Annotated in this window: 15 protein-coding genes; 1 reads left to right on the top strand and 14 read right to left on the bottom strand. The window is 27.2% G+C overall.

Annotation, left to right across the window (positions count from 1 at the left end):
* Positions 1-320, top strand: a 320-nt coding sequence (locus tag Q0V24_RS14800; protein ID WP_297522570.1) for an SH3 domain-containing protein, incomplete at its 5' end; no start/stop codon positions are given.
* A 314-nt stretch (positions 321-634) separates the two neighbouring features.
* On the opposite strand, the gene Q0V24_RS14795 is transcribed toward Q0V24_RS14800, so the two are convergent.
* From Q0V24_RS14795 to Q0V24_RS14730, 14 genes are all read right to left on the bottom strand, one after another.
* A complete protein-coding gene (locus tag Q0V24_RS14795) occupies positions 635-2008 on the bottom strand; it encodes an amino acid permease (protein ID WP_297522568.1) in 1374 nt (457 codons plus the stop codon).
* 414 nt (positions 2009-2422) lie between these two features.
* Positions 2423-4021 (bottom strand): hypothetical protein, encoded by a 1599-nt coding sequence (locus Q0V24_RS14790; RefSeq protein ID WP_297522566.1) that lies wholly within the window; start codon positions 4019-4021, stop codon positions 2423-2425.
* 161 nt (positions 4022-4182) lie between these two features.
* Positions 4183-5757, bottom strand: coding sequence for a hypothetical protein (locus tag Q0V24_RS14785; protein WP_297522565.1), 1575 nt, complete (start codon positions 5755-5757; stop codon positions 4183-4185).
* A 92-nt stretch (positions 5758-5849) separates the two neighbouring features.
* Entirely contained in the window at positions 5850-6410 is a 561-nt protein-coding gene (locus tag Q0V24_RS14780) for a hypothetical protein (RefSeq protein ID WP_297522563.1), read from the bottom strand.
* Positions 6411-6571: 161 nt separating this feature from the next.
* Positions 6572-8536: a glycosyl hydrolase family 18 protein gene (locus tag Q0V24_RS14775; RefSeq protein WP_297522561.1), complete on the bottom strand. Its 1965-nt coding sequence runs from the start codon at positions 8534-8536 to the stop codon at positions 6572-6574.
* Positions 8537-8663: 127 nt separating this feature from the next.
* Complete coding sequence (locus tag Q0V24_RS14770) at positions 8664-9026, bottom strand: hypothetical protein (RefSeq protein ID WP_297522559.1); 363 nt, start codon at positions 9024-9026, stop codon at positions 8664-8666.
* Between the two features lie 189 nt (positions 9027-9215).
* On the bottom strand, positions 9216-9536 hold the full coding sequence (locus tag Q0V24_RS14765) for a thioredoxin family protein (RefSeq protein ID WP_297522558.1): 321 nt from the start codon (positions 9534-9536) through the stop codon (positions 9216-9218).
* A 45-nt stretch (positions 9537-9581) separates the two neighbouring features.
* A complete protein-coding gene (locus Q0V24_RS14760; RefSeq protein ID WP_297522556.1) occupies positions 9582-11135 on the bottom strand; it encodes an AAA family ATPase in 1554 nt (517 codons plus the stop codon).
* 25 nt (positions 11136-11160) lie between these two features.
* Complete coding sequence (locus tag Q0V24_RS14755; protein ID WP_297522554.1) at positions 11161-12291, bottom strand: AAA family ATPase; 1131 nt, start codon at positions 12289-12291, stop codon at positions 11161-11163.
* Positions 12292-13188: 897 nt separating this feature from the next.
* Entirely contained in the window at positions 13189-13518 is a 330-nt protein-coding gene (locus tag Q0V24_RS14750) for a hypothetical protein (protein ID WP_297522552.1), read from the bottom strand.
* A 621-nt stretch (positions 13519-14139) separates the two neighbouring features.
* Positions 14140-14658: a hypothetical protein gene (locus tag Q0V24_RS14745; protein WP_297522551.1), complete on the bottom strand. Its 519-nt coding sequence runs from the start codon at positions 14656-14658 to the stop codon at positions 14140-14142.
* 14 nt (positions 14659-14672) lie between these two features.
* Positions 14673-15194 (bottom strand): hypothetical protein, encoded by a 522-nt coding sequence (locus Q0V24_RS14740; RefSeq protein WP_297522549.1) that lies wholly within the window; start codon positions 15192-15194, stop codon positions 14673-14675.
* A gap of 170 nt (positions 15195-15364) precedes the next feature.
* Entirely contained in the window at positions 15365-15493 is a 129-nt protein-coding gene (locus Q0V24_RS14735; RefSeq protein WP_297522547.1) for a hypothetical protein, read from the bottom strand.
* Positions 15494-15546: 53 nt separating this feature from the next.
* Positions 15547-16884 (bottom strand): SH3 domain-containing protein, encoded by a 1338-nt coding sequence (locus Q0V24_RS14730; RefSeq protein WP_297522546.1) that lies wholly within the window; start codon positions 16882-16884, stop codon positions 15547-15549.
* Positions 16885-17229: the final 345 nt, after the last annotated feature.

The following is a 17229-nucleotide window of genomic DNA, read 5'->3' as shown; positions in this document are numbered from 1 at the left end:
ATAAAGTTGAATATAATGGTCAAACAGGTTGGATTTCTGGAAATTATACAACTGGAATCAAATTTGGATCTTCATCAGAAACTATAAAAGAACCTATCACAAATCAGTCAACATCTAAAATTAAAAGTACAACAAGAATCCAAAGTTCAATAGGTTGGTTACATTTTAGAACTGGGAATAGCACAAGTTATAATATTTTAGCTAAAATCCCAACTGGAACAATCGTTAATGTTTTAGGACAAAATAATGGTTGGTATAAAGTTGAATATAATGGTCAAACAGGTTGGATTTCTGGAAATTATACAACTGGTGTAAACTAATTCAATAAATTATAAGAACTTAAAAATTTTATCATAGACTTTAAAGCCCACTCAAATTTTGAGTGGGCTTTAATTATTTTTATTATTATAATATTTCAAATTATCACTCATATATTTTTCCTTAAATAATGCTTTAGATAAAAGTAAATCACAAAAAAAGATTACCAACACACAAACTAAAGAGATAGTATCATTTAAAACTATATAACTGGACATATCTAAAAAGATTGGTAAATGGACATTTAAAGATGTTGCATAGAAAAATAAAAAACTGTACTTACTAAATCACCTTAGCTAGTACAGTCTTTCTCTATTTATCCAATATTTTTTACTTTTCTATATTTCGCATATATTACTAATATAATTGAGAATATTCCTACACCAACAACAAAATATAACCATGAATCTAAATTTTGTTGATACATTAAATAGATACATGATGCTATTCCTAAGATAGGTACTAGTGGCACAAGAGGTGTTCTAAAACCTCTTTTAAAATCTGGGTTTGTATATCTAAATATTATTATTCCAATACATACTAGTAAATAAACTAATAATAATGCTAATACAGATGCATTAGCTAAAATATTTACATTTACAAATCCTCCAAGTAATGCCCCTGTAATTCCTACAGCCCATAAAGCAATGCTAGGTGCACCTTTTTTATTTTCTTTTCCAAATACTTTAGGTACAAAACCATCTTTACTTCCACTTGCTAAAATTCTTGAACATCCAAAACATACTGCAAATATTATAGCAAGTATTCCTATGATAGCTCCAAATGATAAGAAAGCTGCTGGAATATATTGTCCTACTTTAACTAACGCATATGATAATGAATCTGTTTGATTTAATTCTGTATAGTGAACCATCATTACTAAAACAACTGAAACTGCACAATATACTGCTGTTGCAAATAAAATTGAAATAAGTAATGCTTTTGGCAATGTTTTTTGAGGATTTATTGTTTCCTCAGCTGCTGATGCAGTAATATCAAAACCTGTATAAGCAAGGAAAACTGTTGAAGCCCCAAGTGCTGTTCCACCAAAACCATGTGGGAAGAAATCAACAATGTTACTTGGCTCTATGTAAAAAGCTCCTACTATAACAAATAATAAAATAACAGTAATTTTTATTATAACCATTAAATTATTTATCCACTTACTCTCACTTGTACCTCTTGTTAGAAGCCATGCTATTCCAAGCACTACAATAATAGCAGGTAAGTTTACTATTCCACCTTGACTTGGCATATGTGTTAATGCAAATGGTAGACTAAATCCAAATATCTTTAAAAATGTATTAAAATATGATGCCCATCCATTAGCAACAAATCCTAAAATTAAGATATATCCAAACATTACTGAAACAAAAGTTATAATAGAAAATATTTTCCCCATACAAACATTTATGTAGCTATACGACCCTCCAGAAGTTGGAATTGAAGCTGCAAATTCACTATAGCAAAGTACTATGAAAATTGCTGCTATACCTCCCATTGCATAAGATAAAATTACACTCGGCCCAGCCTCTGTTGCGGCTACAAACCCTGGTAAAACAAGTACTCCAGTCCCAATTACAGCTCCAACTGTAAGTAAAACTAAATCAAATACTCCTAAAGTTCTTTTTTTCTCGTGTTTTATGCTACCAATTAGTTGATAAACATCTTGTCTTTTGAATAACTTCATTATTTTCTCCTTTCATATGAGTAAGTTTATTTTTAAAATTACATTCTATCTTTTATATTTTTATAATTTCGGTGATAATTTATGCATTTATATAAATTATCAATCATCACATGTCCTCTATATAAGGACATATGTCTTTCACTTATTATACCTTAACTTACTCTATATAAAAAATACAAAAAAAATAAAAAAGTATTACATTTTAAAAACTTCAAGTTTCCATAATATTTTTTTTGTAAACTTTTTTCTAATTTTTAGTAAATATATAAGTTCCCTATAATTTTCTAATGGAACATTATTATTTAAGTGTATTGTCAATCAACTAACAAATATAAAGACATCTTACCAATTAAGTAAGATGCCTTTAAAATTCTTTCTATCCTCATTTTGAGTTCTACTAGTTTTTCTGCAAATTTAAAAATCCTCTACAGTATATTTATTTACATTAAGACTTCCTGCATCATATTCTATATCACTTTTATCGCAAATTTTTTTTGCATCACTTGCAACATATTCAACCTTATCATCTATTTTCAATTTTATGATATTTTTTAGTTCATCATCTAAACACTCCTGATTATTAACCCAAAGTTCTCCTACAAGTTTTAGACCTTCAGCCCTAATTTTAGGATTAAAATCATTCAATATCTTTTTTAAAAGTTCTATAGAATCTTTTTCTATCATTAATGGAATTATCCGTGTTTTACTTAGAATCTTCTCTATTCCAATTTCATCATTAAAAAGCTCCACCTTCAATCTTTCATCATATAATTCTTCAAGGTCTTTATATATTTTTTCTTTTATTTCCTTGCTCCCTTTAAGCACAAGAAATTTTTCTAAATAATACATACAAGCACCACTAATATCATCATACTTATACATATTTTCAAAATAAACACTTACCTCATCACTAGTTTCATTCTTTATTGCATGGTCTATAAGCTCATAAAGATACTCATTTCCTGATACAAGTACATCCTCAAAATTACTCATTGTATTAAGTTCTTTCCAAATAGCTTTAATTTCATCAGCTATTATCTGCAACTTCCCGCCAACTGAACATCTATTAGCACTAGCAATTAAACTCTCTAAATCTTCAACTAAAAAGAAATTCAAATTTTTAACGCCTATAAACTTAATATCATCATATTTCATCTCTTTTAAAAATTTGATATAATCAGTTAAATATGACTTATAATCTTTAACTGCATATATCCCGCCACAAGGCTCTATTTCATGTAATAAACTTCTAAATAATTCATTTATATAAAAAGCTAATTCTTTATCCATTTTCTCATAATTTAAAAGTTCTTTAATATTTAAATCTTTCGCAATTGATGAGCAAATTTCTATTGTAATTGGATTTTTATTAAGTGCACTTATAAGAATTTTTTTATGATTTTCTATATCACAAAAAAACTCTTCAACTGACATTATCCCAAGCGTATAATTTACAGCACCCCATCCCTCGCTATCATCTAATAATTTAAAAAAGGCATCAGCAAACTTTTCATTTTTTCTCCAAACCCTCATTATAAATGAAATTGAATTTGTAAAATTCTCAACCTGTCCAAATAATAGATAGTCATCAATAAGCTCCTCACAAAGTCCACTAATACCTGTCATTTCTAATGCAAACTTACAAATTTCTATATTTTTTGTCTTATATATTAATTCTTTAAATAAACTATATACTTCCATACTATAGTTTTCATTATTAAGTTTTGGTATTAGTGTATCCATTATATTAAGGGTTTTAAAATTTATTTCTTTAAGTGCTTCTTCTGCCTGACTTAAATTAAACTCTCCATTAAAAATTTTATTAACCACTTTTAAAATTTTTTCAGTATGCTCCTTCTTAGTTGATATATCTAATGCAAATTTATCTAAAAAGCCTGCACTAATTTTTATATTCCCATCAATAGTAGGATTTATAATATCACTAACCTTATCCTTATCTACAATATCATCATTAGTATTTTCTAAAATAATTCCATAAATTGATTTTTTCATACAATTCCCCTCAGTATAAATACTCTTCCTAAATTATATTTAACTAAAGGTATCAATTATGACTACATTATCTTAGTGATAAAATTATTTTTATAAGAATCTTATTTTAATAAAAGAAAAACTATTTTAGAAACTTTCAAATTTCCAAAATAGTTCTTCTGCTAATCTTCATTATTAATTCTATTCCAAACCTCTTTTGCTGTATTTGCAACATAAATTGGTTCATCATTTATTTTTTCCTTTACTAGGCTAATAATTTCCTCATCTAATTCTTCTTTATCATTCATGTAAATTGTTTTAACACACATTAATCCAAGAACTCTAACTTCTGGGTTATAATCTTTTATAACTTTTTTTAAAAGTTCAATAGAGGCTAATTCTAGCATATCAGGTATCACATTAACTTTATTTCGTATCTTTCCTATTTGCTTATCTAAAGTAAATATATTTTTTTTAGAATACTTATTATTTTCTGCTATTCTTTCTTTATATAAATCTGAAAGTGCAAAATATAATTTCTTTTTAATCTTTGCACTACCTTTTTTAACTAAAAGTTTTTCAAGATAATTTCTTGAAAAATCTTCAATTTTCTCATTCTTATACATTTCCTCAAAATAAGTAAGAACCTCTCTACTAACATCATTTTTCAAAGAATATGTTATAAAATCAAAAAGATACTCATTTCCAAGTGCAATTATTTCCTCAAAATTTTCAATTGTATTTAAAGCTTCCCACTCTTCTTCAATTTCTTTGACAAGATATCCAAGTTCTTTTTCTTCTAATGATTCTTTCTCTGACTCTATCCATTCTTCTTGATTACCATCAAGAAAAATTTTTAAGTTCCTAAACCCTACGAATTTAACATCCTCATACTTGCTATCTTTTAGAAATGTAATATACTCAATTAAATAATCTTTATAATCCCAAACAGCAAATATTCCACCACAAGGTTGTGATTCATGTAGCAAACTTCTAAACAATTCACTTATATGATAAGCAAGTTCTTTATCCATTTTATCATAAGCTAAAAGCCCCTTAATATCTAACCCAATTGCAAGTTCTGTACACATTTCCATAGTCAAAGGATTCTTATTAAGTGCACCTATAAGAATCTTCTTGTGATTTTCTATCTCTTCCATAATACTTTCAATTTGCATAAGACTAGTAGAATAATTTATAGCACTCCACCTCTCGCTATAGTCTAAAAGTTTAAATATAGCATCATTAAACTTTTCTTTTTTCTGCCAAACTCTCATAATAAAAGAAACTGGATTTGCAAAATTTTCAATCTGCCCAAATAACATATACTCATCTATAAGTTCTTCACACAAACCAGCTATAGCAGTCATTTCTAATGCAAACTTACAAATTTCAATATCTTTTGTATTGTAAAGTAACTCTTTAAATATATTATAAACTTCTATATTGTAATTTTCTTCGTTAATCTTTTCTATCAAATCATCCATTATATTAATCGTCTTAAAATCTATTCTAATAAGCTCACTTTCAGTTAAATCGCTATTTAACTCACCATTATAAACTTTTTCTATAACCTTTAGTACTTTTTCTGTATGTTCTTCTCTAACATCATCATCACCAATAAATGTATCTAAAAAACCTGCACTAAAGGTAATCTCACCCTCTTTTGAAGGTGTTATTATACTACAAACTGTCATCTCATCAACAATACCATTATTTGTATTTTCTAAAATTACTCCATAAATTGATTTTCTCATAAACTTCCCCTCAACATAAATACTCCTCTTATATTATACTTACTTAACTTGTTAAATTATGACTAAACTCCCCTATCAAAATAGTTTTATCTTTATTTTCCCCCATTAATTTTATTCCATACTTTTTTACCACCCTTTTTTATTAAAAGTTCTTCAAGAGAATTTTTAATATCTATCTCAAGTTCTTCATTTTTATATAGTGATTCAAAATAAATCATTATCATTCTATTTACTTCATTATTAAAAGCATAGTCTATAAACTCTTTAGCATAATCAGTCGTAGAAATTATTACATCCTCAAAATTTTCTACTGTGTTTAGCTCACTCCATTTTGCTTCAATCTCATCTACTATATCTATTCTTCCTATTTCTATAAACTTTTCTTTTTGACTTTTTATCATTTTATTTTTATCTCCATCAAGGAAAATCTTTAAATTCTGAAATCCTATAAATTTAATATCTTCAAACTCACTCTCATCTAAAAAGTCAATATAATCATCTAAATATTGGTCATAATATGATAATTCAAAAAGCCCTCCTGTTATTAATATTTCATGAAGTAAACTTCTAAATAATTCATTTATATAATAAGAAAGTTCCCTATCTTTATTCTCTGTATGTTCTAAAATTATTCCATAAATTGATTTTCGCATAATTACTTACTCCTTCAAATATAACTACCTTTTAATAATTTATACTCTTAAAGTTTCACTTTTATTTTTCTATTAATCTATCTTATACTTTTTGGTTAATCTCTAAAAAAAAGAGCCTACTAAATAAATTCTTATCTAGTAAACTCTCCATATTCCAAATATTATTTTAATGAATCAAAATATTGTCTATAAGTGTCTGAGAATTTAAAGTCTGTAGTTTCATCCCAGTTAGTTGACCATGTCATAACTCCTCTAAACTCACTATATCCCTCAGGGTTTTGAAGTTTATATTTCCCACCAAAGTCTTTACCTTTTATAAGGTAATCTAAAGCTTTAATAACTTCTGATTCTTCTATATGCCCACTACCAGCTGCTTGTCTTGATGATGGAAGACCTATAGCAACTTTTGATGCTGGAAGTCCTGGGAAGAAGTGATTAGAATCTCTTCCAATCTCAAATCCTGTAATCATCATTTCTGCCATAGCAACTTGGAAATCTGCTGTTCCTTGTGCATATGTGTTTCCATCCATACCTTCTTGTGAACCATGGTTATAGTGCTGAACATGTAAAAGTGTAAGTTCATCTCTTAAATTATGGATTACTGGAAGGTAAGCCCCCCAAGGTCCTGAATAAGCAACAAGTCCACCTTGAACATAAGTAACCTCTGGTGCCATTGTTAATACAAACTCATCTCCAAAGTAACTGCAAATTCTTTTTGTAGCATTTATTAAGTTTACAACTTTAGGAGTTGTAGGATTATTTATATCAGTATCCCCAGGCCCAAGTGAAACAGCTCCACCCTCAAGGTCTATATCAATACCATCAAATCCATATTTTTCAACTATTTCAATCATAGTCTTAACAAAAACATCTTCCTTCTCCTTAGTATCAAGGTGAAGTCTACCATTTTGTCCTCCGATAGAAATAATTATCTTTTTACCTTTTGATTGTAAATATTCTATTTCTTTTTTGAACTCTTCGGGACTTGCATTATAAGGCTCAAAATACATAGTAGCTTGGTCTGGCATAGACTCAACAAAAGCTACATCAATAATATCGTAATTTAATGAAGTATCTTTAAGATGAGTATCTGTTGAACCATTATCAAAATTATGCCAATATCCAACAAGTAATTTCTCTGGTAAACCATCCGAAATTGGAGGGTCGATTGGAGGTGGTGTTGGGCCTGTAGCTTCTTCTATAGTTACATAAGTATGCTCTGTCCACTCACTTCCACCAACATGGTTTCTTGATTTAATTCTAAATGGATATTTGTGACCTACTGTAAGACCTTCTTTTGTAATCTCTGTCTTAGTAGTTCTATACATTTGATTATCAATTTCTATTTCATAATACTCAGCATCAGCAACTGCATCCCAAGTTAACTTAACAGTTCCCTCTGATGGTTGCTCAATTTTAAAGTTTTTAGGTGTAGCTGGGAAGACAACTGGGTCAATTCCACCCCCACCATTTTGTGTAGTAGCACTAACTACTTTACTAAAATCACTAGAACCTTTAGCATTCATAGCTCTAACTTTATAGTTATGCTTAGAACCTGCCTCAAGACTTGAATGTGTAAAAGGTGATGAAACATTTTCAAAAACCTTACCATCAACTTCTAAATCATATGAATCAGCATTTTCAACTGAATTCCAAGAAACTGTTATAGAATCAGTTCCATTTGCATTAGCAGAAAGACCTGTTGGGATAGCAGGTTTTACAACCTCTCCACCACCACCTGAAAGTTTCTTTGTAACATTTACAGAAACCTCACTTGTAGATTTTCCATGCTCATTGATAAGTTCAATCTTATACTTATAAGTCCCCTTATCTTTATCTGTAATTTTTAAATTTGCAATTTGCGCATTTGGTGAGTTATCAGTAAGTTTCATCTCATCAATAAGCTTACCATCCTCATACAACTTGCAAGTAGTACCATTTTCTCCCCACCACATGTTCATAGTGATATCAAAATCATTCTCACCAGACCAGTTATTGTGTGAAAGTGCTGGACTAGCTGGTGCTGCCTTAGCCTTTGCAAAAGCAATATGTGAATTAGAACCAACTAAAGCCATTACAAAAAGTAAGCAAAGCATAGAAGAAATATGTTTTTTAAATTTCCTCATTTTAAATCCCCCCTTAAATTATTTCAAATTTAATTTTACCACTTTTTCCCATAAATGTAATCATTTAAATTAATTTTAACAACAAAAAAAACTAGATTTAGAAATTTTTCTAAATCTAGTCTATAAATTATCTTCTATGCCCACCATGACTTCTATGACTTGAATTACTATAACCACTACTATTTCTTGAACTATCATAATAATGATGTCCATATGATGAATTATTAGTATTAGAATTTGCTCTGTTCTTATTAGCATAATGATTCATAACTTTACCAGCAACATATCCTGAAACTGCACCTTTCACAGCACTATTTACAACAGTTTTACCAAGTGATGAACTATCATCTTGATGATAAGAGTTTCCATATGAATCATAATATGGTTCTCTTTTATTATGTGAATGAATCATCATTCCTATAACAACTACAACAATAACTGCTATAGCTGCTATTATAAATCCTTTATTTCCTCTTCTTTTGTTATACAATTAAAACTCTCCCAACATTTTTAAATTAAAATTAAATCTCTCGTTAATATTCTAAATACTATTATAATATTAAAAAGACCTAATAACAAATTTGTTACTAGGTCATATTATCTCATTTAAAAGAGTTATTTAATACTGTATTTAATATTATATGTTATTCCTTTGATTTTCTCATCTTTACACTTATCTTTAAAAAATCAAATTATAATATCTATCAAGACTCTTCTCAAACTCCATAAAATCAATATTTCTTCCAAATCTTAAAGCCTCTTTCCCATCAACAAAAAGAAGTAACACAGGGATAGAAAAAATATCATAAGATGCACTAAGTTCTCTGTTAGAACTTGCATCTATATCAATTAAACTTACACCCTTATAATTTTCTAAAATAGAATTTACTCTTCCTTTAATTACAGGACAAACATTACAGCTTTCTCCACTAAAATAAACTATAGATATAATGTTTTCATCTATAAAGCTTTGCACTTCTTCCTTTATATAAATCCTCATACCTTCACCTCTACATATGTGTAAACATATTTGTTTGTATATATATTAAATACTTTCTATAATACATTTATGCTCTTTACTTTTTGAATCATAACATATCGCAACTGCTAAAATATTTTTATATTTATCTTTAAACTTTTGAATATACTCTTTTTCTTTAATCTGCTTAATTGCAACTTCAGGATCTTTATCTTTTTTTAATTCAACAATAAATGCAACATCTGATTTTCTTAATGGATGGAATGAAAAATCAGCATATCCTTTCCCTGTTTTTTCTTCACGCTCTATTCTATACGTATCTCTTGCAGAAAGATATGCTAATGTTACTACACAAGATAAACCATTTTCATCATTATATTGAAGGATAGGAATCTCCGAATTATGAATATCATGTAATAACTCTTCAACTACCGTATTATCCTTATTTACTGTTCCCTTGAGCATCTTTCTTGAGTTTTCTATTATTTTACAAACATATCCAAAAGATTTATCCTTTAATGATTTTTCAAATTCCTTCATAAGTTCTTTATTAGGTATTTTCAAATATCCATCATGATAAGATAAGAATCCTAGTATAATCATAGCTGAATAAATTTCTTCTTTAGTTTTTGGTGCTTCTTGCCCTGCTCTAAATTCTTCATCTATAACTAAATCTATTTCTTGCCCTGAAATCATTTCTATTACATCATCACGAACTTCTAATGTATTATACTTTAGATAAGTTGCAACTTCATCCATTGCTCCAGTATTAGTCCAGTAACTTTCACAATAACTATTTTGCAGAGCTTTCACTACTGAACGTGGATTATATATTTGAATTCCTTTTGAAGTTAAATATCCATTATACCACTCTTTAATATCCTTAAATTCAACCTCATTATTTTTCTCACACAAGTTAATAACTTCATTTTCTGTAAATCCAAAATATTCACCAAATATTCTATCTTTAAGGAATGTATATTCATCAAACATATTAAGTGCACTACCACTAGAATATTTTTTGATAGGAAGAACTCCTGTCATATATGCTAAAGCCACATAAGGTTGATCTTTTAAAAGATTTCTTAGAAATTCTAAATACTCATTCTGATTTTCCTCAAATAAATTATTATTAAAAATATAATCCCATTCATCAAATATAAAAACAAACTTTTCTCTAGTATCACTTAGCATATCACTTATAGTAAAATAATCTTCAAATTTAATACTCGGATATAACTTTTCAATATCTCTAATCAACGAATCCTTTACCATATTTAAATAGTCCTCAAAACTATTTCCCTTCTCAGGAATTTTATTAAATGATATATTTATAACATTATATTTATTTAAATATTTTTCATAATCACTATTTCCACTAATTTTAAGAGAATCAAAAATTTCTCTTGAATCCAGAGCCTTTGAATAATAAGCACCTAGCATATCTACTACGCTAGACTTTCCAAATCTTCTTGGTCTTGTTATGCAAATATACTTTCCCTTAGTACTTACCCTTTCATTTAACAAATCTATTATTTTTGACTTATCAACAAAATATTTTTCATTAAAAAGTTCCTTATAATTTTCTAGTGGCTTTCTAGTATTTAGGTATACAGTCATGTAAATCCACTCCTTTCACTAGCACTTATTTCTCAATTATTTTCATAAGACAAATATGTTCTTTTGTTTTTGTATTATACGTAATAGCAACTATCAAATTTTTATTATAATCTTCAATAAATTTTTTATAATATTCTTTTTCTATAATTTGATTTATTGCAACTTCTGCTTTTTCATTCTTTTTAAGTTCAATAATTATAGGTATTTCTGAATTATGAATATTATGGAATATTTCTTCAACCTTTCTAATATTCATTTCTACCGTTGCACTTAACATATCTTTTGAATTTGTTATAAGTTTTGCAAGCCCACCAAAAGATTCATCTTTAATAGCCTTTTCAAACTCTAGCATTAATTCTTTATTAGGAATTTTTAAAAGCCCATCATGATAAGCTAAAAAACCTAAAACTATCATTGCTGAATATATCTCTTCTTTAGTTTTAGGTGTTTCTTGACCAGCTCTAAACTCTTCTTCAATATCTTGACCTGAAATCATTTTTATTACATCCTCACGCACTTCAAGAATATTATACTTAAGATATTCTCCAACTTCATCCATAGCACCTGTATTAGTCCAATAACTTTCACAATAATTATTTTGAAGTGCTTTAACCACCGATCTTGGATTATATATTTTACTTCCCTTGACAGTTAAATATCCGTTATACCATTCACTTATTTCTTCAAAAGAAACTCCACTTCCCTTTTCACAAAGATTCTGCACTTCTTTTTCTAAAAAAACAAATGACTCTTCAAAAATCCTATCTTTTAAAAATGTAAATTCATCAAACATATTAAGTGCACTACCACTTGAATATTTTTTAATAGGTAATACTCCAGTCATATAAGCAAGTAATACATATGGTCTATCTTTTAATAGATTTCGTAAAAATTCTAAATAATCATTTCGACTCTCCACAAAGAGATTGTTATTAAAAATATAATCCCACTCATCAATTAAAAAGATGAATCTATCATTAGTTGCTCGTAACATATCTGTTACAGATAAGAATTTTTTTCCTTGTAAATTAGGATATGCCTCATATAAATCATCAGATAATAATTTTTGAACTCTACCTACATAGTCCTTATAAGAATCAACTTCATCAGATAATTGAATAAATTTCTCCCCACTTACTAAACTTTTTATACTCAACTCTTAATACCCTATATTTCTTTTATCCTTATTATAATTATTGTACTATATCTAAAATATCATACTAGCAATAACTAATAATCTTTTATCTTTCTATTCTTATTGTATTAATTATATCTTATTTCCCCTTCCTTTATCTACCTAAGTGTATATCTAACAAAATTTTAAGTTATAGCCAATTACTTTCAAAATCATTTTCTTTTGATAGAATCGCATAAAATCCCCAAGAAAAAACTAGTCTAATTTTTTTCTTTTTTTTCTTTTAGGAAATTCAACTTCTATATCTGTTCCATAGTATATTAAAAATTTCTCCATATAAAGTTCTCCTTTTACTGTTAATTTATAAGTCTATTTTTTATTGTTATGCTAATATACATAAATAATTTTCCAATACATATTATTCATGATATATTAAATTTAAGATAATATCTCTTAGGAGGAGTATTTATGAAACAATTATTTTTAAAATTTATTTTTGTTATTGAAATTTTTATTTCCATAATATTTTTTATATTTTCTCTTTCAGTTACTTTTTCTAATTACCTTTATCCCTTACCATCTAACTCAACTATTTGGGCTAAATATTTTATTCCTTTAGTTTATTTTTTAGTAAGTTTATTTTTTATTTATGATATTTTTAATAAAATAACTATAAAATATAAACCTAAATTATATTTTAAATATAATTTTCAGATAATTAAAATAAAAAACAAAAAAACTTTAACTAAATTTTCTTTATATTCAATTTTAGGACTTTGTAGTGTAGTTTTTATTGCATTTACAGCATTATACTTTATTGGGTTTATAATATTAATATCTATGTTTTTAGATTCTTATAGATATTTAAAAACACAAAAAAATTATCAGTAAAAAGTTTACTGATAATTTTTTTGTGTTTTATGCTGGTGATAGTTCTTCTTTAAATCTAAATTTAAATAAAATCCATAAAATCGCAGTGATTGCTAAAGCAATAGCACCAACATCACTTATATTTGTTCTTAAATAATCAATTATTTTTTTATAATATTGTACTAAATTTTTTTCACCTCTTTCTACAGCATCCAAAATATCTCTTACTAATCTTTTTAATTCTGGATCTTGTATACTATCTGTAAATAAGAAACTATGTGTTAATATACTTGTTTCACTTAATGCTCTTGCTCCTTGTGATTTGTTCCCTATAATTTGTAATTGTTCTTGTAATCTTGAATCAACTCTCTCCATCATTCTTTCATAATCATATGCGAATGCATATACTTCTTCTGGTGTTATTAATTTATTAAGATTAATTTCTACTGCTAATAAAATATTAATCTCAAAATTTTGATACTTAATATCAGGGAAATGTTGTATTTCATAAGTAAATACTTCTATTAACCCTTGTGATGTTCCCTTTACTTCAAAATCAAGTTCATATTCATTTCCACTACCTGTTTGTTTGTTTTTATATAAACCAAGCTCTAATAGGGGTAGCGTCCTAAAAATGCGGATTTTACCCGTTAAGACAATTTAACCCTCTGTTTCCAACAGGTTGAGTGATTTTAGTATTTCATCAAAGCTCTTTTAGAAGATAGGATTATGTTGAAATTAGAGATAGTTTTGGTATAAGTCTATTGGGACACCTTAAAGCATTGATTTTACTTAACTGAGGTATTGTCCCAATAGGGTAAACTCAATTGATACAAATCATTAAATTTATTTCTTAACGGGTAAAATCCGCAAAAATAGGACGATACCCCTACTATAAAAATAATAAACCTCACTATACTCTTTTATAACTATCATTTTAATACTCAAAAAACAGCACCAACACCTCTTGGTGTCAATACTGTTGAGTTTTAATCCTATTTACTTATACATTAAATTTAATGTATTAATATCTATTCCAAATTGATTTCCTCGCCCACTTATAAGTGGTATTTCATAATCTAAATCTTTCTTTTCTATCAATTCAAATGTATTATAATAAATCCCTTCCCATTCTTCTTCTTTTTTTAACCCCTCATAGTCTTTATAAAAATTAGCATTTAAATTTATTTCTTTTATTATTTTATTAAATTTAAAATATGACTTAATGAAATCACAAACAAATAAAATAAATTCCTTAAACTTAAACTTAAAATTTTTACCATCCCAAAATATAATTTTCACAAAAAGAGTATTTTCTTTTTGTGAAAATATTAATTGATATCCGTCATCTGTTAAAGTAACAATTTTTGCAAAATCATTACTCATTAAAGATTTTGCTCGTACAATTGATTGAAAAAGTAAATTTAAACCTTGTTGTTTAAACATCTTATATAAATATTCAAAATCTTTTTCTTCAAAATTATATTTATTATTAATATATTCTTTAAATTCTTCCATTATTTTATCACCTCTTAAATTATATAATCAATACTATTTTCAACTAAATTTAAAAGTTCAAAGCTTTCTAAGAAGGCAGATTCATTGAATTTAGTTTGAGTGCCAGAACAATAAATTCCTAGTTCACTTGTTAAATCACATACCATAGCTAAAAAATCTTCATAATTACAAGAAATATTACATTGTTTTTTAATCACTTCAATTACATCATACTCATAAAAAGTTTTAGTGCTATTAAATTCTTCAAAAGAAGCTAGAGCTAAATCTGTATCTATACTATTATTTGTCTTATAATATAAAATATCATTTTCTATTAAAATTATTCCATTCAAATTTAAAAGGATAGGTATTTTCAAAGACTTATATTTGTTAATACTTACCATTAACTTCAAAATATTTAGACTAGAAAAGAGAGAGAGAAACATAGTACTAATTTCTTTTCTTGTAAACATTGGGTGACGGTTATAAAAATCATTATTTTCTAATTCAATAATACATAAATTAGGGTTATGCTTAAATTTATGATTTCCATTCATAAAAATCTCCTTTAAAAATTAATTATTAGATTATTGAATAGCCATTTTCATTAATTATTTAGTGTATTATAACACCTATAATTTAAACTATTTAAGTTATAGTAAATTAAAAATTCTATCTATTCAATAATCTAAATCATATTATAACTTTGTGTAAATTATATGTCATATTATTCTAAATCTTTTTCATCTTTATCTTCACCATCATTATCATCAGTTTCTCCGCCTATTGTTTCTGCTCCTTCTGGTTCATTATCTTTATCTGATGTCTTATATTTTAATTTCTTTATAAAAAACAAAGCACTATCTTCTAATTTATTAATCAATGTCTGAGCTAATGGATATGCTGTAATTATTTTTTTGTATTTTTTGACTGTACAATTCTTATTATTACATTTTCATATTCAACTAGAATTTCATAAGCATTAGGAATTTTATCGTCCCCTGAATACTCTCCTTGTATTCCTTGTTCTAATCCCGCCTTAAGAATATTTATAAGTTTTTGTGGATTCCATTCCTCTGGAAACCATGCATGTAGCTCAGTTTTTATTACTTTTATTTCCCCATAATTTATAAACTCCCCTTTAACATTACTTTCGAAAGCTTTTGAATCATTTATAAAAGCTTTTTTTTCTGGTATTAATAATGGATCAAATTTCGCCCAAAGAGAATGATTTCCAGAGACAAGCCACTTTTCACTAGAAAGTATCTTTTTAACATTTCCTCTAAATATATGCATTAGTCTGCCCTCACCAAAAATCTCTGTATTTTTATATCCCTCAAGTGGTGATACTGCAAACTCTTGGATTAATTTATTTTGATCAACAAATATTGCAACTCCATCTTCATCAATAAATGCCAAACCTGCTTCTGTATGAACTTCTTGTTTGTTAATTAATAATTTCCCATTACTATCAAAAGCTCTAAATAGATCATCAATTGTCCAAACACCTGTTAATGCTTTTCCATCTACAAAATAATTCCAATTTTGCTCCTTATCTTTAAACCATCCATCACTTACAGGTGTTCCTTCATAGTTAAAATCTATTAAATCAGATCTTATAAATCCTATACCTTTCATATTTTCTGAATCATACTTATGTGGTTCAGTTAAACTTAAACTAGCCTTGTGGTATTTAATTTTATACCAAGGTTTTTTAGCTCCAATAGGATGGTATTCTCCTATAATATCTATAGCATCACCGTTATTTAGTGTTGTTACTAAATTAGTAGCTGTAACTACAGGTAATGACCTTATATGTGCTCCTATAGTACTTCCACTTGCAATGGTAGCATATTTATTAATTGCTATTTCTGATACTATATCAACAAAGTCATTTCTTATATAAAGCTCTTGACCATTTAATTCAATCTTATACCAAAATAGTCCATCGCTTTCTGGTTGAGTTTTTCCTATAATCATCAATAACTCACCAGTTGTTACACTTGTTATTACATCATTTGCAGTGCTTGGTCCTTTTCTAACATGAACTGATGTAGCCTTTTTATTAACTTGTCCTACAGCTTGATATGAAACTTCTGGCTTCTTATCACCATCTTTTTTTAATATACCGTCACTACCAAAATAGTACACTTTTCCATCTATAGTTCTAGAACCTTTTACCATATCTCCATTTGATAAATCAAAGTAATATTTTGATCCCCATTCTTCAATCCAACCCTTTAACATTGTTTTATCAGTATTAAAGAAACACTACAAAACCCTGTCATGAAGTCATCCTGTTAGTTCAAAATTGTTTTTTATAAGTTTTCAATTCCTCTAAATATTTTTCTAATGGTAGTCCTTCAGCTTCAGCATATTCTATTTTATATAGTAATTGCTCAACTCTTTTTAAATCTTTTTCTATTCCAAGTTCTTTCCATGTTACTAATTTGTTATTTTTATCATGTATAGTAAAAACTTTTAATATATAGTTCCAAAAATCATATGGATTATCACCTATTAATCCATAATCACTATTAATACTTTATTATGCCACCACTCTAACTATAAAAAAACAGCAATGACACCAAT

It is taken from the genome of uncultured Clostridium sp. (assembly GCF_947039605.1).
Classification (GTDB): domain Bacteria; phylum Bacillota; class Clostridia; order Clostridiales; family Clostridiaceae; genus Sarcina.
This window is presented reverse-complemented; position numbering and strand designations above follow the sequence as displayed.